The sequence below is a fragment of the Moorena producens PAL-8-15-08-1 genome (assembly GCF_001767235.1).
Lineage (GTDB): Bacteria > Cyanobacteriota > Cyanobacteriia > Cyanobacteriales > Coleofasciculaceae > Moorena > Moorena producens_A.
In genome coordinates, this window is sequence record NZ_CP017599.1 from 2,401,913 (window position 1) to 2,420,494 (window position 18,582).

Sequence of the window (18,582 nt, forward strand, 5' to 3'; positions counted from 1 at the left end):
GGAACTAGGCTGATCCTTCGTGTATAAAGATAATGATTGAAGTAGTAGCAGTGGCTGATGAATACCAACAAAACCCTATTAGCGTTTTTACTTGCTCTGACCGATTTAGACACACCCTTGAGTCAAGGTGATAATAAGAGCATCAAAGAAATTGGCGATCAACTTGATGCCCAACCTTTGGCCTGGGAGAGGTATACCAAACCCAAGCTGCTAGAGATAATTGCAGCCAATCCTGAGTTAAATCAACGTTACCAAACTTATTACAACCAACTTGACACTACGGTTGATATTCCCCCAGACTATCTCCCAACAACAGCGGAAATCCAGCCAGTCAATAAACCTAGCTCTACGATCATGAGAGGACATAAACCTAAGTCATCACCTACAGGCTATGACCAACAAATTAATAATATTGTGATTGTTGTCAGTCGTTCAGAACAGCCAGAAGCAGCTGTTAAACAATTACCCTTGGAAAAACTGAAACATTTTTTAGGGACTTCTAAAAAGTAAAGTACCCAATTTGGGAGTCGGGAGATGGGGAGATGGGGAGATGGGGAGATGGGGAGATGGGGAGATGGGGAGATGGGGAGATGGGGAGATGGGGAGATGGGGAGATCGGGGAATAAAATTGAATGTAGCTCGTAAGTAGGATCAACCCTAGACTCATAAATTTGGTATGATTAGTTCCTGGGAGTTTCCTTAACTAACCGTGCTAACTAGTCAATCCAATTAACGTTAACTAAAGTACAACGGTTTTAATATTACAGCGTTTTTCATAACTATTAGGTACATAGTATTTTTGGCGTTGCTGATTCTGGGTATGGTTTCGCCCCCCTAACCCCCCAGCGAGCAATCCCTCGCTGGGGGGAATAAGACGTTCTTGCGTCCCTCCCGGTGCGCGCCTCCTAGGGCGAGTAAATCGCCCTTGGGTCGCACCGCAAAGTTGGGGGACCCACGGGGGCTTTAACATGCACCAGATGATTGCGCATTCATTCGAAGATTCAGCAACGCCGGATTTTTTCCCTGTTACCTGTTCCCTGCTCCCTACTCCCTACTCCCTACTCCCTGCTTCCTAAAATAATAATTTGTACCTCACCCAATTGAAAAGAGTGCTATAGTGAGCGATCTAATCTTTCCAACTCTCGATTTATTTTTATATGACTTACGAGATGCTCTCAACCTCACTGAAGCTGAGAAGCAAGAAAACCAAGCTAAGTTCCGAGCTAAACTGCCAGCAGATAGTAAATTATTCGATCCTGATCTAGAAACCAAATATTTAGAACTACTCCCTAGAAAAAAGTACTATGACTTTACGACAGCCAACAATACCCTAGAAGGGTACTACTATCCTGTCCGCTTAAATGATACCTATGGCTTGCAAATTGATTGTTCCATTAACAATCAAACTGATCCCCAAAATCCTGACTGTTTTGCCAGACTCAGAGCCGAAATTGAATGGAGATTACAAGGTGAAAGGGCGATCCTAGGGCAAACTTGGATGCTTTCTGGATGGTTACCGAAAACGTCGAGCAAAAGCTACGAATACATTGCTCAATCCTGTTATCAGGTTTTCCAGACAGCGGCGAATTGGTCACAAGATTTACAAGGAGTATCAACACCCGAAAGTTCGACCAAACAGGAAAAAGACATTGCCAAATCTGGTGATAAGGTTTTCGATAAAGGGGCGAATTGGTCACAAGATTTACATGGAAAAGGCAGCTTATTTGGTGGTGAAGTTTTTGATCTGTGGCGATATCAACCCCTGAATCAGGTCAACTGCCATGTAATCATTATGCTCTTTTCTGACCAAGAAAGTATGGAAAAGGCAGCGGAGTTGTATACTGATTGGATGGGTCTGTTTAGTTATAGAAACAAAATTTTATGGGCTTACAGCCAAAGTCGCTTAATAAAAAAATCCTTGGTAGATTTATATAAGCAGGCTGAAGAAAATCAGAGACTTATCAGTGACCAAAACTATTCTGGGTTTAGGGAGCAAACCATCGCCGCAAAACTGGATGAGATTCAAAAGTCTTTGCAGAACTATACCCTGGATTTGCCTAAACTAAATTTTCAAAACCAAATTATCGAAATTAATTTATTCAATTATCAAACTCGTTTAGACATCATCAACCAAAAATGCCAAGAATTAGGTGCCGATAATAATTTGAAGTTTTTAGAAACGTTTAGTAAAGAGGTAAAGGAAAATTACCTATTGCAGGTTACTAAAGACTATGATATAATGGAGGTGGCCTTACGGTTGCTAGAGACGAGGCTCAATGCCATTCGTAGTCAAATTGAGCTGGAAAAAGCAGAACGCGATCGCAACTTCCAGACTCTAGTAACGGTAGTTGGTGCAGGAACAGCGGTTACAGCTTTAGTGGATTTTGAAGGGAAGCAGTGTCAGAATGTATCCAAGCTGATCCCACCCATGGAGAAGAGCTGTGACTACCCTTTGATCAATAGTGTGATAGTACCAGTTGGGCTAATCGTGATCTTTGGAGTAATTGCTTTGTGCTTGAAAAAAATCTTATCAGGTATTAGGTTGGGTTGAACTGAACTCTTGCACCATTGTTTAATCCTTTGGTGGGCAGTGCTTAGGAATGGGCTTTGGTCAGCAAGTGAATCTAACGGATGCACTGCCCACCCTACATCTGTTCTACATCTGTTCCTACTGGTGGGCAGTGCTTAGGAATGGGCTTTGGTCAGCAAATGAATCTAACGGATGCACTGCCCACCCTACCTGAATTACCGACTTCTGCGAGGAAGTCTAATCCACTGCTCCCAACGCTTTCAGGGACGTCATTGTTGCTTTTGTTAAACCAGTAACACCAGCTATATTCATCCCCTCATAGGGTCTAGGGACTCTCAGGGTTTTGATACATTGACCCGTCTCAATATCCCAAAACCTAATTGTGCCATCGTTGCTGCTACTGGCCAGCATTAAACCATCTCGACTGAAAGCAACAGACCATACCACATTAGTATGGCCATGGAGAGTTTTTAAACATTCACCTGTCCCAACATCCCAGAGCTTACAGGTTTTATCATAACTACCACTAGCGATTAGTTTACTATTAGGGCTGAAAGCCACTGAGCGTAAGCGATGGGTGTGTCCCCGCAACGTGTTGAGACATTCACCAGTGCCAACATCCCAGAGCCTTAGAGTGTGGTCTTCACAGCCACTAGCGAGAATTCTGCCATTTCCACTAAACACAACGGACTTGATTATATTCCGGTGTCCCTGCAAATTACTCAAACAGTCACCGGTGTCAACATCCCAGAGTTTAACGGTTTTGTCTTCACTGCCACTAGCAATAATTGTGCCATCTGGACTGAAAGCCACTGACCAGACCAAATCTGTGTGTCCTAATAAGGTCTGGAAACACTCACCGGTGCTAATATCCCAGACTCTTACCCTATCGTCATTATGACCACTGGCTAAGATAGCTCCATTGGGACTAAAAGCCACTGAAAGTACCCACTTCGGTCCGTGGAAGGTATTGATGCATTCACCAGTGCTAATATCCCAGAGTCTGAGGGTTTGGTCTTTAGAGCCACTGACTAGGATTGTACCATCTCGACTGAAGCCAACAGAAAATATCAAATTGGTATGTCCTCGTAAGGTATCGAGGCATTCACCGGTACGAACATCCCAAAGTCTGACGGTTTGGTCTTCACTGCCACTGGCGAGGGTTGTCCCATCTGGACTGAAAGCAATAGACCATACGCCATTGGTATATCCTCGAAAGGTGTTGAGGCATTGACCAGTGTTAATATTCCATAGCCTTACGGTTTGGTCATCACTACCACTTGCTAAGGTTACGCCATCTGGACTAAAAGCCAATGACCATACACCATTAGTATGTCCGTACAACTTATTGAGACATTCACCGGTGCTAAGATTCCATAGCCTTACGGTTTTGTCATCACTACTACTGGCGAGAGTGGTGCCATCTTTACTAAAGCCAATTGACCGTATGCTTTTTGTATGTCCCCGCAGAATCTCAAGGCATTCACCGGTGCTAAGATTCCATAGCCTTACGGTTTTGTCATCACTACTACTGGCGAGGGTGGTGCCATCGGGGCTGAAAGCCACTGACCTGACCTGCTGAGAGTGTCCTTGTAAGGTGCTGAGGCATTCACCTGTATCAGAGTCCCAGAGTTTGATAGTTTTATCTTCACTGCCACTAGCGAGAATGGCACCATTGGGACTACAAGCTACGGCTCTTACGGTCTGGGAGTGCTCTGACAAGATGTTCAAGCATTCACCGCTACTAACATCCCAGATTCTAACGGTGTTATCGCCACTGGCACTAGCAACAATTGTGCCATCTCCACTGAAAGCAATTGACCATATTCTACTCCTATGTCCTCGCAAGGTGTGGAGGCATTGACTGGTAGCAATATCCCAGAGCCTGACGGTTTGATCTTCACAGCTACTAGCCAAAATCTGAGTCTCTTCACTGTTACCATCATCTAGCCTAGTAAAGGCCAAAGACCATACCCAACTGGTGTGTCCCTTCAAGGTTAAGTGGTATTGACTATCAGCAATTTGCCACAGATGAATCTTGCCCATGCTATCACCTGCAGCCAAAAGCTGGCTATCGGGGCTAAATGCTACTGACAAAATACTACCAAAAGGTTGAGTAAAAACTGATTTAGCGATGGTAGCATTAGCGAAGTTTACATCTAGCAACTCTACCCCCTGAAGGTAAGCTTGCCAAATAGTGAGATTAGAAAAATCATAACCCCTTAAATCAGTTTTAAGTTGGCATAGCAGATTAAGGATATTACCGGGGGCATAGCCTACCCTTGGCCCCAATTTTTCTCTTATCTTTGAAAGACTACAATTTAGGGTTTCTTCCAGATAAACTTGACTACTAAAACTAGCGATTATCCGGTCGATTACTGGTTTGAGTAGCAGACGGGATTGAGCTTCACGAATGTACTGTTTTGCCAAAGCCTTTAGCAAACAATGAGAATTAAATAGAGCTATTTTATCGGTTAGTATTTCCTGACTAACCTGCTCAATGACTTTCTCAGTCATGAACTCGATCAGCACAGGTTGCAGGGTAAAGCCTGCTGAACTTTTTTCCAAAGGTAAACGTCTTTGCAGGGATTGCAGTGTTACTGGTAACTGTTGTTTAGCGACTGGTGAGAGGATATCCTCTCGGAGTTGGCCAAGGGAAACTGCTTCCCGATTAATTGCCAACCAGTACAGAATGTCCTGTTCGTGGTCTGACAAGTGCTCAAAGTGCCAGGTTAACACTTCACGAAAGTCATCGAAGACTGGTTTTCCTTCTGTTAAAAATTCGCCAATATTCCCCAAAAATACTTCATCAATATGCTTGGCAACAATTTCTAGGGATAAAGGATTACCGTTGTAAAACTCAATCAGTTCTTGCCATTGCTGATCTGAACCAGAGAATGAGGCAATGGAATTAAATATTTTTTTGCCATCTGAAACATCAAAACCGCTTAATTCCAGACAACGAACCGGTCGTGTTTTGCCTTCAAGTCTGGCAATGGCGTGGGGCTTCTCTCGGCTGGTGATCAACAAGCAGCTTTGATGGGAGACTTCTCCAATTTGTCGGAACAGTTGCTCATACTGCTCATATCCTTCTCGATATTGCCCAGGCTTCTCACCACCTTGTAGAATTGATTCCACATTATCCAGGATTAGCAAACAGCGATGCTCACGCAAATAGTGAAGTAGTCGTGATAGTTGAGCATCTAGGGTGTCTGGTAAATCGCTTTCTACCTGGTTGGAGAGAAATTTGATCAGCTCTTCGAGAATTTTGATAATGGGAGGAGCATTAAGTAGCGATCGCCAAATCACATACTCAAACTCATCCTGAATGCCATGGGCTAGCTTGAGGGACTGATCAGTTTTGCCAATTCCACCCTTACCTAGCTTCAAGGAGAGTCCAGTTTTGCCAATTCCACCCATTCCTAAAATTGCCACCACTCGGCAACGATCCTGGACAATCCATTGCACTAAGGTAGCTAATTCTTCGGTACGTCCAAAGAAAACTGGCACATCCGGCGCTGCTGACCAATCTACTCGATTTGAGGGGATTTTACTGGTTGTCTTCTGGATTGAGGACTTAGGGAGGCTGTTCTCAATCACATATTCCCAGTTAAGTCCTAAAACTTGGCAAAATACCTGGAAAACTTGGGCATTAATCGGTTTTCCTTGCAAGAAGCGTTTCCAAGTAGCTAGGGAGACACCAGGAGCATAGATTTCTTGCAACCCATACTCCGAGGATGCCCAGTCGATATCTGGATTTAAGATCTTACTCGCCTCGACCAGCCATCTGTGATCCTCTATCGTCCATCCCTTTCGGTTTCGATACTGTTTAATTGTTAGTCTTCCCTGTCGAGACGCTTGTAAAGATGGCAAAATCTCACCTCAGCTATAGGATTTACAAATAGGTCATCAACAATCTTGCTGATGTCTCATAACATCAAAAACTCTTTGGAGCTCTTTCCTACTGTTCCCTGTTCCCTGATCGGAAGTTCCTTGTTTCGACGGGTCTGCTGTTTACATCTCAAATAAAAATGCATACTATAGTAGAATCGAACCAATACCTAAGCTCAAGGAAATCGCAGCTAAACTCTGGTAAACGCTCTTAGGCATATTCCAGGTCTAAGAGGCTATTTTAAACGTGTTGGATCCTACTCGTACATACCCCCCTAACCCCCCAAAGCAAGAGGGGTAAGTGGCTCAAAGTCCCTGAGATTTGGGATTATTATGGCTGATGCCAAACATGTGCTACTTCTCAAACATCCTCGCAACACGCGAGAACCTTTGGGAGGCTTTGTCAGTAGACACAGTCCCTTGCGTCAGTAACAAGATCGCCCAACACTTAGGTGCCCTTGACCCATTAAGAATTAAATTCGCGTGATTGTCGCACCTCAGGAAACCTCTTCAGAATCCTGTTCACAATTCTTTGCTACTTGATGTGTTAATAATTCAAACTAGAGCCAGTTAAGAGCTCAGGAATATTATACTTTATTTTCCCAATTGTCAAGTGGCAGTTTTGGCTCATCTGTTGTGATCCGCAGCTGAGCCAAAACTGTATCTAGCGCACACTGGACAAATTCGGAATTCTGGATAATGTGTAATTCAGGTTTAAGTAGTCATGGCACAAACAAGGTCAGAACCCCCATTACTGATCCAAGCAATCCTTGAGGGATTTGTGGATGGTGTGCTGATTCTAACTACTAACCAAGATTGGTTTCATGCCAATGAGTGTGGACGTCGAATGTGTTCTAAAATCACTCAAGGTAGGTCACAGATAAATTCTATCCCTGATCCAATTTGGCGAGTTTGCGAATCATTAATTGATAGTCGTGAGTGGTTTTGCGATCGCAAACTAATTATCGAAGCTGAAATTAAAGTAGATAAGTCAGTTAACTTTCGGGTTAGGGTTAGATGGTTAACGTTAGAATTATCCCCAGAACCTTACCTTTTAGTCACCCTAGAAGATCAAAGTCAATCTTCTCAAAATTCCGCTAGCACTGATGCGCTCAAATATGGGTTAACGCCTCGCGAACAGGAAATTTGGTCACTTAAAAAAGCCAACTTGACTTACAGAGAAATTGCCCAGCAGCTATTTATCAGCATCAATACGGTGAAGAAGCACTTAAAAAATATTTACGCTAAACAAAAATACTGATTTTTTTTGCAAAGTATAGCCTTCAGTGTTTAATTGTTTGGGTATTTTAGGGTTTTATAAACAAACTAATGATCGATCGATGATGATTGATTTTAATTAATAATTACTATTCAGTATAGTAACGATCATCCTATAACCCAATATAACAAATTTTAAATTCTTTAAAAATAATCAAACATATTAATTAAACAAAATCTATGTCAAATCAAGAAAATCAAAAAAATAAAGAGTTAAATGAGTGGATTAAGAGGAATCCAGATTCAAGAGAATTAAAAAGAGCGCTGGCTGTAAAATTTGTCATAGATGGCTGGAACTATCAATCAATATCCGAAGCTTTAAATGTATCAAAAAGCTTTATTAGTAAATGGAAGAAACGATTTAATACAGCGGGAATAGAAGGATTAAAATTATCTTATAAAGGGGGAAAGGGCTATTTGAATAAAAAAGAAAAACAAGAAGTTATTGATTGGCTACAAAAACAATCTGACTGGAGTTTATATGAATTAAAATTTTATTTAGTTGATAAATATAATGTAAGTTTCAAGTCTCTAAGTAGTTATTATTACTTGCTAGCAGAAGCCAAGAATAATTTACAAAAAACAAAAAAAAATCATCCTGATCAAGAAAAACTATTGGATAACTTGCTGCATTGCTTGGGTGCATCTCATATTTGAAAATCTTGCTAGTGGTGCTTTAGGGGGACTCTCATTTTCCGCTCAAGCGCCAGGGTTTGGACAGTCCGCCCCGTAACGCACCACTGTGTCAAACAGCTTTTAGGAGATGCACCCCATTGCTTTTACCATCAAACCTAAGAGGATATCTAAAAAGTTTTTTGATACTGATTTTTGCCCCCCTAGCCCCCCAATTCTGGGGGGAACAAGAATTTATTTGCTGGTAAAAGTCCCCCAAACGAGGGATTGCTCGCTTGGGGGACCAACGGGGGCTTTGATGTAGCCAATGATACTTCTCATACAACCTCTAAGATACAGCGGTTTTCAATTCGGTTCGGTCAGGGACAAATCTCTGGGTTTTAGGGGTCTTCGGATCAGGGCATAGGGAAATTATTTTGTGTACTTAATAGTTATTAAAAAGGCTGTATTTTAGGAAAAAATGCTATAGTGGTTTAATAGATTAAACTTGTACTAGGGTTTATACAAAAAACTTATAATAAATGAATCCTAACCTAATCTTGCCAGTTGGTACCCAAGTTGTAACTCGTGTGGCTGCTAAAAACTCTGCGGGTGAAACATTATGTGTACCAGGAGCAGTCGGTGTAATAGTAAAAGCACCAACAGATAATTCCCATGGGTATCGGGTGCGTTTGCCTAATGATAGGGAAGTTACTCTACGTCGCCATGAATTTAGTATTCGTAAACACTTCCAAAAAGAAGGGTTACAGCTCTCGGAAGACTTACTCACAGAGTTAAATTTATATGATCATGTTATCTACCGCTGTGTAGTAGGGTCGAGAGCATTTGGTCTGGATGATGAAAACTCTGATACAGACAGACGGGGTATTTACCTGCCACCAGCTGTGGTTCACTGGTCTTTGTATGGAATTCCGGAACAGTTAGAAAACCACGAGACTCAAGAGTGCTACTGGGAGCTTCAAAAGTTTATCATTTTGGCACTGAAGGCTAATCCAAATGTGTTGGAATGTCTCTACACACCACTAGTGGAAACAGCCACTCCCCTAGCCGAGGAATTGCTAGCTATTCGAGATATTTTTCTGTCTAAGTTGGTTTACCAAACCTATAATGGGTATGTGATGTCCCAATTTAAGAAAATGGAGCAAGATTTTCGGACTAAAGGAGCAGTTCGATTAAAACATGCTATGCACTTAATCCGTTTATTGCTCTCAGGTATCACAGTCTTGAAAGAGGGATTTGTACCAGTGAAAGTTGAGGCGTATCGGCAACAACTCCTAGCCATCCGTCGGGATGAAATGCCATGGGAAGAGGTGACGGCTTGGCGATTGAGCTTACATCAAGAGTTTGATGCTGCTTTTGCTAACACCAATTTGCCAGAACGTCCGGATTATGAAGCAGCTAATGGGTTTTTGATTAAAGCACGTCAAAGTAGGGTTTATAGCAAAGGGAACAGGGAGTAGGGAGTAGGGAGTAGGGAAAAGGGAAAAGGGAAGCAAAATTATCACAATTCCTACACGGATTGCTATAGTTATATATGAATTTCAACCAAACACTACTAACTGTAATTTCTACTCAACCCCATCCACTGTTATTTGCTACCCTCAGTGGAGCGCATTTGTATGGTTTCCCTTCACCAGATTCTGATTATGATTTGCGTGGGAGTCACATTCTGCCAGTGCAGAAGGTTATAGGACTAGAGCCGGGACCGGAAACGATTGAAGTTTCGGAAATTCGGGATTCCATAGAACTGGATCTAGTCACTCACGATATCAAAAAGTTCTTTGAGATGCTGCTGAAAAAGAATGGTTATGTCCTAGAACAGCTGTACTCACCCCTAGTTATTCACACTACACCGGAGCATGAGGAATTAAAAGCGATCGCAAAACAATGCATTACTCGCTACCATGCCCATCATTATCTAGGATTTTCCCGAACTCAATGGAAACTGTTTCAAAAGATGAGTCCATGTCGTGTCAAACCCTTGCTTTATGTCTATCGGGTGCTGTTGACTGGTATCCATTTAATGAAAACTGGGGAAATAGAGGCTAACTTGGTTAAGCTGAATGAGGTGTTCCAGTTACCTTATATTCCAGATTTAATTGCTCGAAAGCTAGCAGGAGCAGAAAAGTCTGTATTGGAAGATACAAATTTGGACTTTCATGAGGGAGAATCTAGTCGTCTACAGAGTAAATTAGAGGAAGCATCTGAGTCTAGTTGGTTACCAGAAGCACCATCAGCTAAGGATGCTTTGAATGATTTGCTCTGTAGATTGAGAATGGCAAATTTAAATTAAAATTGCAATAGCAAAGGGCACAGGGAACAGCGGATCTGGGAACAGGGAGCAGGGAGCAGGGAGCAGGGAGCAGGGAGCAGGGAGCAGGGAGCAAGGAAGAAAATTTCTAGAAAATGCTATAATAATAATTATAAATAAATTTTTAAATGAAAGTAAAAAAATTAGCAATTTCTAGTATTATACTTGCTCTGCTTGTGCTTGGTTGTGCTAATGAAACCCCAGCAGATAAAACCCAGCCTCGGAACGTAGCAGGAGATTGTGGTGAACGCCAATGTCAGGAAGTTTTAGCTGACCTTGGCGATAGTTTTCCCGAACAAATAGCTGAATGGGAAAAGGAGTGTAGTGATAGCAAATATTTAAATTTAAAGGTTTTTCAGAATCAAGGACAACCCCAGCGAGTCAGTTTTTTTTGTTGGGATAAACCCTTAGGAAATGGCAATCGCACTGGTACATGGTTAGGGGTTTTGCCCTTAGTAGCCAATGATTCTACGTTTGTGAAGCCATTGGCTTGCTCTAACTCTGACCAACAGTGCCAGAAAGTATTGCCTCAATTACGCACAAATGCTCCAGAGCTAGTCCAGAAAGCAGAATTTAAATGCGCCACTAAACAGGGGTCTCTATTTTTGAGAGTTTTTGAGCAGGAAATCGATATTCGTTGCGGTTTCTTTGCGACCTCTGTTTGGGATGAAAATGGCGATGGTTTAGTGGATAATGAAGACCCAGTTAGTGTTGATATTTCAGTGGGTACTTTTAAACCCTAAGCTAAGCATTTAGCCATCAGCGGTCAGTGGTCAGTGGTCAGTGGTCAGTGGTCAGCTAAATACTTAGAAAACTAATTTAGTATAATAATATCAAAAAATTATCCCAGCTCTTTACTACTGTTGCCTATTGCTAGCATGCCTATTGCTAGCATGCCTACTCCCTCTCTCCCGGAAATTGCTATAATTATTAATGTAAGCATTCAGCTATAAGCTATCAGCCAAAAGCGCTGTAGCCACGCTACCGGAACAGTTTATGCCCATAGCCAATGCTACACCGAACAGCTTTTGAATAAAATAAGCACCTCAAGCAGCGTCAGCGAACAGCTGACGGCTGACGGCTGACGGCTGAATACTTACTTATTAATTATGACTGCTCTTATTCTCAACATAGCTCCCACCATTAAACTAACTGATCAACAGTTCTTCCAACTCTGTCAGGACAATAGAGATTTACGTCTTGAGAGTACCAGCAAGGGAGAACTAATTATCATGCCACCAACGGGATGGAAAAGCGGAAACCGGAATAGCCGACTGACTCAACGTTTGGGCAATTGGGCTGATAGTGATGGAACTGGATTAGCGTTTGATTCCTCAACGGGGTTTAGGCTTTCTAATGGTGCCAATCGTTCTCCTGATGCCTCCTGGGTAAGGCGAGAAAGATTAGAAGCCCTTAATCCAGATCCTGCTAAATTCTTACCAATGGCTCCTGATTTTGTAATGGAACTCCGCTCTGCTAATGACAGCCTCAAGACGTTGCAGGAAAAAATGCAAGAGTACATGGACTGTGGTGTACGTCTAGGTTGGCTAATTGACCCTCAAAATCAACAGGTAACAATTTATCGCCAAAGGCAGGATAGGGAGGTTTTGGAATCCCCGAGCAGCTTGTCAGGAGAGGATGTGTTGCCTGGATTTGTACTAGATTTGGCACAAATTTTGAGCTAATGTTGTTTGTTATAGCAATTCTACGACTTGTGAGGTATAAATTTATGGTTTTTAGGGACTTCGGAGCAGGGACTTCGGAGCAGGTAAGAGGTAAGAGGGAAAAGGGAAGAGGGAAGAGGTAAAAAATAATGTGTACCTCATAGCTACGAGAAACGCTATAATTTAAGCGTTACAATCCTATCAGGATAATTCCTCTTAACAAAAATCTGCCCTATCTCCGCAAACTTCCCAAAATTCCCCCTACTCCCTACTCCCTACTCCCTACTCCCTACTCCCTGCGCGGAGCGCTAATAAATGTTTATAGATGGAATTAACAATGCCAATGCCTTAATTATCGGTTCCAATGGAGGTATTGGTCTGGCGTTTGTCAAACAGTTGCTGCAAGATGACAGATTTACCAAGATTTATGGTACTTATCGTCACCGTGACTCTAGTTCGGAATTAATTGCCCTTGAAAACAACTATCCTAATCGATTAGTTTCTCTATCGATGGATATTACCGATGAGTTGCAAGTATCTGAAGCTATCAAACAAATCAGTGTAGAGATAGACAAACTCCATTTAGTGATTAATTGTGTTGGATTGCTTCATGACGGCAGCTTACAACCAGAAAAAAGCCTGAAACAGATTAATTCAGAACACTTGATGCGTTACTTCCAGGTTAACAGTATTGGAGCAGTGCTGCTGGCTAAACATCTTTTACCATTATTCCGTCATAGCGATCGCAGTATTTTTGCTAGCATTTCTGCAAAAATTGGCAGTATTGGTGATAACCAACTGGGAGGATGGTATGGCTATCGAGCATCGAAAGCAGCCTTAAATATGTTTATGCGAACGGTGGCAATTGAATATAGTAGAAAAAGTCCTCAAACTATCGTTGTCACGTTACATCCTGGTACAACCAATACGCGACTGTCTAAACCCTTTCAAAAAAATGTACCTGCTGATAAGTTATTCCCAGTAGAGCGTACTGTTACTCAACTACTGGGGGTAATCGAAAAGCTGGATAAAGGGGATAGTGGAAAGTTTTTCTCCTGGGATGGAAGCAAGTTACCTTGGTAAGCTATCAGCGATCAGCTATTAGCGATCAGCGATCAGCTATCAGCTATCAGTAATCAGCTATCAGTTATCAGCTTTTGAATAAAACAGCTAAGGATTAGTTTAATAGTCACAAAAGTCTTTTCAAGACAAGAGGTAAGGATTAGTTGAATAGTCACGAAAGAGGTTGATTGTCAGCTGACCGCTGACCGCTGACCGCTGACCGCTGACCGCTGACCGCTGACCGCTGAATGCTGAATGCTTAGATAAAGCTTTTATTCAGTCTTTAGGACTGACTAGTTTGAGTCGTCTTTGGCAACGTTATTCCTAGGAAAACCGGATATCAATCCGCTTTCAATCATCAAACCAATCCCGGCATTAATCACCACTAAGCTTAAGGTCCCTAACCAAAACCAAGGCTCTCCTTCAATTCGTTTAGAAACGGCTTCTCCAAATAAGCATAAACCTAAGGGAAAAAGCAGAACTCCAACTTGAGATTTGATATACCAAATTACTTTTTTGTTCATAGTAGTGGGATAGTGTTTACCAATACAATATAGTAGCTTAATGGTGATAAATTTAAAAGTGGCGCGTTTACCAACTGTTTACCAACTGTTGTTAATAAAACGCGAAATTGTAACGGGCAAGATGCCCATTCCACATTGTGCTACACGGGCAAGATGCCCATTCCACATTGTGCTACACGGGCAAGATGCCCATTCCACATTGTGCTACGGGAACGGATCTGATAATAGCAGATAAATGTTAGACTAACCTGATAACTGAACACCATTATTAAAACCCGTGGCAAATTCCCCAGGATCTCCAGAGTCTCAATCCGAAACCCCTAAATTGGCTCGCACTCCCCTATTTGATCAGGTGGTAGCACAAAATGCCCGCTTGACAGCTTTTGCGGGTTGGGAAATGCCAGTACAATTTAGCGGATTGAAAAAAGAACATGCTGCAGTACGAACTGCTGTCGGAATTTTCGACATCTCCCATATGGGTAAGTTTGCTTTTCATGGTAAGCAACTACGGGAGCAATTGCAGTCTCTAGTACCTTCAGATTTAACCCGCTTGCAACCAGGTCAAGCTCAATACACGGTGTTGTTAAATCCGAATGGTGGCATCATTGATGACATTATCTTCTACTACCAAGGTGAGGAGGAGTCTGGGGAGCAGCGGGGGATGATGATTGTTAATGGAGCAACCTGCACCAAAGACAAAGACTGGTTGTTAGCTCACCTGGATACTGATTTAGTTACCTTACAAGACCTTTCAACATCCAAAGTGTTGATCGCAGTACAGGGACCATTAGCAATATCACATCTTCAGCCATTTGTCAAAGAAGCCTTAGCACCAGTCAAAGCGTTTGGACATCTAGAGGCAACGGTGTTGGGAAAACCGGCATTTATTGCTAGAACGGGTTACACGGGGGAAGATGGATTTGAGCTGATGCTAGACCCAGATGTGGGAATAGAGCTGTGGCTGACACTTTTAGAGTCTGGTGTGACTCCCTGTGGTTTAGGTGCCAGAGATACCCTGCGCCTAGAAGCGGCAATGGCACTCTACGGACAAGATATTGATGATACCACTACACCCTTAGAAGCTGGGTTAGGTTGGCTAGTGCATCTTGATAGCAAAGGAGACTTCATCGGACGCTCGGTGCTAGAGCAACAAAAAGCAACGGGGATCGAACGCAAGCTAGTTGGGATCCAGATGCAAGGACGGCAGATTGCTCGCCATGGTTACCCAGTGCTAGCTGATGGTGAGGTGGTAGGAGTTGTCACTAGCGGTACATTAGCACCAACCTTAGGAAATGCGATCGCACTAGCCTATGTTCCCAGAAAGTTGGGCAAAGTTGGACAGCAGCTGGAAGTAGAAATCCGGGGTAAATCCTATCCAGCCGTTGTGGTCAAGAAGCCTTTTTATCGCTCTGAAAATCGTCCATCGGCAAAGTAAAGCTATCCATGGCTGACAGATAACCTTAAAGTTTCAACTTTCAACTTTCAACTTTCAACTCTCAACTTTCAACTTTCAACTTTCAACTTTCAACTCTCAACGTTCAACTTTCGGTTGCCTAATGCCTAATATATTTCTGGACAACTTCCCAACCAGTCAGGGAAACCCAGGTAAATCCCACTAGCAAAGCAATGTTAGTAGCAACGTGAACAGCCTTTGCTAAGGGTTGTCGAGGACTTATTTGGGTAGCACTAAAGGCTGAGAGCAACACCAGTGCTACCACAGACCATCCAGCAATTAAGTGGGCTGAATGACCTAGATTACCGTAATGGCCGATGGTCCCTACTAAACCAATTCCCAGCAGAACCAAGACTAGAGCGACCATGATCCAGCCAATGATGTAGTGCAGAGGGCGTAACCAAGTCGGTCGTGGACGTCCGGAGTGACGTTGATAAAAGGCAATGCTGCCGGTGATTGCCAGGAGTACATAGGCAAAGAGGGATAAACCCATTGACCAAGCAGCAATTTTCCAGAGCCAGAGAAAAGAAGGGAGATTCACAAGGTGATGGGGTGATAAAACATAACATGAAAAAGGGGTTGCTCCTGTTGTAAGCAACCCCAACGTATAGATTATAGTAACTAGACCGCGCTAACGAGCGTAGGCAATTTTTCAGTTAAAACTCTTTCACTATCAACTGTTTCTGGATGTGCTTTGATATCCGCAGGTTTGGCTGATTCGGCGGAAACAGCATAGCCATAAGCATTAGCACTTTGGCTAACCAATAAGCGGTCACAAGGGATGGTATCTGAGAGAATAGAACTTGCCATCATCCCTGTATGTATTTCTAGAAGAGCCTGTGGCGGTGCTTCAAAAACTAAGCGCTGCCCTGGGAAAACAACTCTTTCAAAGTACCAGTTAGGTATATTAGTTATTCTAGCAATCTGGATCTGGCTAGTGGCATTCACATAGCAGCACAGAAGCGAATCCTGGCTATCTGAAGGAACAGGATCAAAAATTTGTGTCATAACAGCTGTATTTATTCTCTAAAGATTAATTTATTACAAACACCAAGGTAGCATTTATGATCCCGGCGAGTTGTAAACACGGCTACTAATCATTGAAGTCCAACTCAGCCGCTCACCGACAAAACTGGGTCAGTATGCTAATTATTGCTATTATTTAGGATTATTTGCTTTTTTTTGCGATATTCAGCATAACTCAGCTCTAATGCTCACTCTATAAAGCCTATTATAGTACTTTACGCTATTAGATGACTTTATGCTGATTTTTGATCCCTATACACAAAAATACCATAAGGTTGAGGTAAATCCCTAATTTTGGTAAAGTAAAGATATGTAAACACCAATTTCATAATTGTTGCCCACCCTTGGTAGGTTCTGCCCGCCGTAGTCTCAAAGTAGAGAAAACGGCGGTAGATAAATCTGTCTATAACTCTGAGTATAGATCTGGCTTGAAATATTGAGCTTAATTGGCCTTTTGGCCTTTCGGCCACCCTAAGCGAACGGCCAAGCTAAGCGAACGGAATTGGTCAAGAATAACCCAAACTAAGCTTCCTGATAAAAATAACTTATAATAACAAAAAATAATTACTATAAACAGTTACCAATGGCACAGAAAATACTATACGTTCGCCTTCCTTGTAATCCAATCTTTCCGATCGGGGTGGTTTATTTAGCTGACCATGTTCATAAACAGTTCCCGGATGTAGAACAGCGCATTTTTGACTTGGGAACTGTACCTCCCCTAGACTTTGGCAGCGCCTTGGATACTGAGATAGACCAGTTTAAACCAACCATGTTGGTATTTTCCTGGCGCGACATTCAAATCTATGCTCCAGTGGGTGGTAGGGGTGGTAACCCGCTCCAAAATGCCTTTGAGTTTTACTATGCTGGCAATCCCTTGGTGAAATTACGGGGAGCGCTGGGGGGTCTGCGTTTAGCAGCGTCTTACTATGGGGAACTGTGGGGTAACTTGGGGTTAATCAAACAAGGACTCAAACGGGCTAAACGATATAACCCAGACGCTCGCCTGATTGTGGGAGGTGGAGCAGTTAGTGTATTCTATGAGCAGTTGGAAAATAAACTGCCAACTGGAACCATCGTTTCCATTGGAGAAGGGGAAACCTTACTCACGAAACTTCTCTGGGGTCAGGACTTCGATGATCAGCGGTGTTATGTGGTAGGGGAAACCAAGCCACGCGATCGCATGATCCATGAGTCTCCCACTCCCATTGAAAAAATTGCTTGCAACTACGACTATATTCAAAGCATCTGGCCCAGCTTTGATTATTACTTCCAAGAAAACGACTTTTACATTGGAGTTCAAACCAAGCGTGGGTGTCCCCATAACTGCTGCTACTGTATCTATACGGTTGTAGAAGGCAAACAGGTACGGATTAACCCGGCAGATGAAGTGGTGGCAGAAATGCGCCAACTTTATGACCGAGGTATCCGGAAGTTCTGGTTCACTGATGCTCAGTTCATTCCTGCCAAAAAATTCATTGATGATGCCGTTGAACTGTTGCAGAAAATCCTTGATGCTGGCATGAGCGACATTAACTGGGCAGCATACATTCGGGCAGACAATCTCACCCCAGAATTATGCGACCTGATGGTAAAAACCGGGATGAATTACTTTGAAATCGGAATTACCAGTGGTTCTCAGGAACTGGTGCGGAAAATGCGCATGGGCTATAACCTACGCACCGTACTGCAAAACTGTCGTGATTTAAAAGCAGCTGGCTTCAATGACCTAGTTTCCGTCAACTATTCTTTCAATGTGATCGATGAAACCTTTGATACCATTCGTCAGACTATTGCCTATCACCGGGAACTAGAGCAAATATTTGGTAGGGATAAAGTCGAACCAGCCATTTTCTTCATTGGTCTACAACCCCATACCCATTTAGAACAGTACGCCTTTGACAAAACTATCCTCAACCGGGACTATGATCCTATGAGTTTGATGCCCTGGACAGCCAAGAAACTCCTATGGAATCCCGAACCCCTAGGGTCTTTCTTTGGTGAAGTTTGTCTAGAAGCTTGGCGGCAAAATTCTAATGATTTTGGCCGTGAAGTAATGAAAATCCTTGAAAAAAGACTAGGAGTGGCTCCATTAGAAGCAGCCCTCACTGCCCCAATAGTAGCAAATAAACAGCAAGAAAAACAACTGGTCAGTTTAAGGAAATAGAAAGCTGAAATGGCAAAATTTAAATAACAAATTTAATTAACAA

General features: G+C 42.6%; 18 protein-coding genes. 13 read left to right on the top strand and 5 right to left on the bottom strand.

Features of this window, described 5'->3' with window-relative positions:
- Positions 1–57 precede the first annotated feature (57 nt).
- The 4 genes from BJP34_RS09275 to BJP34_RS47245 all read left to right on the top strand — a co-directional run bounded on the left by BJP34_RS09275 (position 58) and on the right by BJP34_RS47245 (position 2,744).
- Complete coding sequence (locus BJP34_RS09275; protein WP_070392102.1) at positions 58–510, top strand: hypothetical protein; 453 nt, start codon at positions 58–60, stop codon at positions 508–510.
- A 471-nt stretch (positions 511–981) separates the two neighbouring features.
- Positions 982–1,104 (top strand): hypothetical protein, encoded by a 123-nt coding sequence (locus BJP34_RS48620; RefSeq protein WP_267876524.1) that lies wholly within the window; start codon positions 982–984, stop codon positions 1,102–1,104.
- Positions 1,105–1,117: 13 nt separating this feature from the next.
- Entirely contained in the window at positions 1,118–2,551 is a 1,434-nt protein-coding gene (locus BJP34_RS09280) for a hypothetical protein (protein ID WP_070392103.1), read from the top strand.
- Between the two features lie 49 nt (positions 2,552–2,600).
- Positions 2,601–2,744 (top strand): hypothetical protein, encoded by a 144-nt coding sequence (locus tag BJP34_RS47245; RefSeq protein ID WP_229424306.1) that lies wholly within the window; start codon positions 2,601–2,603, stop codon positions 2,742–2,744.
- Between the two features lie 23 nt (positions 2,745–2,767).
- Here BJP34_RS47245 and BJP34_RS09285 read toward each other — a convergent pair whose 3' ends face one another.
- A complete protein-coding gene (locus BJP34_RS09285) occupies positions 2,768–6,403 on the bottom strand; it encodes an NB-ARC domain-containing protein (RefSeq protein ID WP_229424307.1) in 3,636 nt (1,211 codons plus the stop codon).
- A 742-nt stretch (positions 6,404–7,145) separates the two neighbouring features.
- Between BJP34_RS09285 and BJP34_RS09290 the strand changes: the two genes are divergently transcribed.
- The 4 genes from BJP34_RS09290 (at position 7,146) to BJP34_RS09305 (ending at position 10,625) form a co-directional block, all read left to right on the top strand.
- Positions 7,146–7,682 (top strand): helix-turn-helix transcriptional regulator, encoded by a 537-nt coding sequence (locus BJP34_RS09290; RefSeq protein WP_070392104.1) that lies wholly within the window; start codon positions 7,146–7,148, stop codon positions 7,680–7,682.
- 197 nt (positions 7,683–7,879) lie between these two features.
- Positions 7,880–8,356 carry a helix-turn-helix domain-containing protein gene (locus BJP34_RS09295; protein ID WP_070392105.1) on the top strand — a complete coding sequence of 159 codons (477 nt, stop codon included), beginning with the start codon at positions 7,880–7,882 and terminating at the stop codon, positions 8,354–8,356.
- A 497-nt stretch (positions 8,357–8,853) separates the two neighbouring features.
- On the top strand, positions 8,854–9,792 hold the full coding sequence (locus tag BJP34_RS09300; RefSeq protein WP_070392106.1) for a DNA polymerase beta superfamily protein: 939 nt from the start codon (positions 8,854–8,856) through the stop codon (positions 9,790–9,792).
- Between the two features lie 74 nt (positions 9,793–9,866).
- Positions 9,867–10,625 carry a DNA polymerase beta superfamily protein gene (locus tag BJP34_RS09305; RefSeq protein ID WP_070392107.1) on the top strand — a complete coding sequence of 253 codons (759 nt, stop codon included), beginning with the start codon at positions 9,867–9,869 and terminating at the stop codon, positions 10,623–10,625.
- Here the strand turns inward: BJP34_RS09305 and BJP34_RS42820 are convergent.
- Positions 10,617–10,793 (bottom strand): hypothetical protein, encoded by a 177-nt coding sequence (locus BJP34_RS42820; protein WP_158517104.1) that lies wholly within the window; start codon positions 10,791–10,793, stop codon positions 10,617–10,619. The two genes, BJP34_RS09305 and BJP34_RS42820, sit on opposite strands and share 9 nt — an antisense overlap.
- Between BJP34_RS42820 and BJP34_RS09310 the strand changes: the two genes are divergently transcribed.
- From BJP34_RS09310 to BJP34_RS09320, 3 genes are all read left to right on the top strand, one after another.
- Positions 10,772–11,386, top strand: a complete 615-nt coding sequence (locus BJP34_RS09310) for a hypothetical protein (RefSeq protein WP_070392108.1) — start codon at positions 10,772–10,774, stop codon at positions 11,384–11,386. The two genes, BJP34_RS42820 and BJP34_RS09310, sit on opposite strands and share 22 nt — an antisense overlap.
- A 366-nt stretch (positions 11,387–11,752) precedes the next feature.
- Positions 11,753–12,328 (top strand): Uma2 family endonuclease, encoded by a 576-nt coding sequence (locus BJP34_RS09315; RefSeq protein ID WP_070392109.1) that lies wholly within the window; start codon positions 11,753–11,755, stop codon positions 12,326–12,328.
- A gap of 294 nt (positions 12,329–12,622) precedes the next feature.
- Positions 12,623–13,390 (top strand): SDR family NAD(P)-dependent oxidoreductase, encoded by a 768-nt coding sequence (locus BJP34_RS09320; protein ID WP_070392110.1) that lies wholly within the window; start codon positions 12,623–12,625, stop codon positions 13,388–13,390.
- 272 nt (positions 13,391–13,662) lie between these two features.
- Here the strand turns inward: BJP34_RS09320 and BJP34_RS09325 are convergent, their stop codons facing one another.
- Positions 13,663–13,893: a hypothetical protein gene (locus tag BJP34_RS09325; RefSeq protein ID WP_070392111.1), complete on the bottom strand. Its 231-nt coding sequence runs from the start codon at positions 13,891–13,893 to the stop codon at positions 13,663–13,665.
- A 277-nt stretch (positions 13,894–14,170) separates the two neighbouring features.
- Between BJP34_RS09325 and gcvT the strand changes: the two genes are divergently transcribed.
- A complete protein-coding gene (gene gcvT / locus BJP34_RS09330; RefSeq protein ID WP_070392112.1) occupies positions 14,171–15,328 on the top strand; it encodes a glycine cleavage system aminomethyltransferase GcvT in 1,158 nt (385 codons plus the stop codon).
- Between the two features lie 118 nt (positions 15,329–15,446).
- Here gcvT and BJP34_RS09335 read toward each other — a convergent pair whose 3' ends face one another.
- Together BJP34_RS09335 and BJP34_RS09340 are read right to left on the bottom strand one after the other, a co-directional pair.
- The gene (locus BJP34_RS09335; RefSeq protein ID WP_070392113.1) at positions 15,447–15,887 is read right to left on the bottom strand and encodes a DUF4079 domain-containing protein; all 441 of its coding nucleotides are present in this window, start codon (positions 15,885–15,887) and stop codon (positions 15,447–15,449) included.
- An 80-nt stretch (positions 15,888–15,967) separates the two neighbouring features.
- On the bottom strand, positions 15,968–16,354 hold the full coding sequence (locus BJP34_RS09340; RefSeq protein WP_070392114.1) for a DUF1830 domain-containing protein: 387 nt from the start codon (positions 16,352–16,354) through the stop codon (positions 15,968–15,970).
- 601 nt (positions 16,355–16,955) lie between these two features.
- Here BJP34_RS09340 and BJP34_RS09345 point away from each other — a divergent pair.
- Entirely contained in the window at positions 16,956–18,539 is a 1,584-nt protein-coding gene (locus BJP34_RS09345; protein ID WP_070392115.1) for a photosystem II high light acclimation radical SAM protein, read from the top strand.
- Positions 18,540–18,582 lie beyond the last annotated feature (43 nt).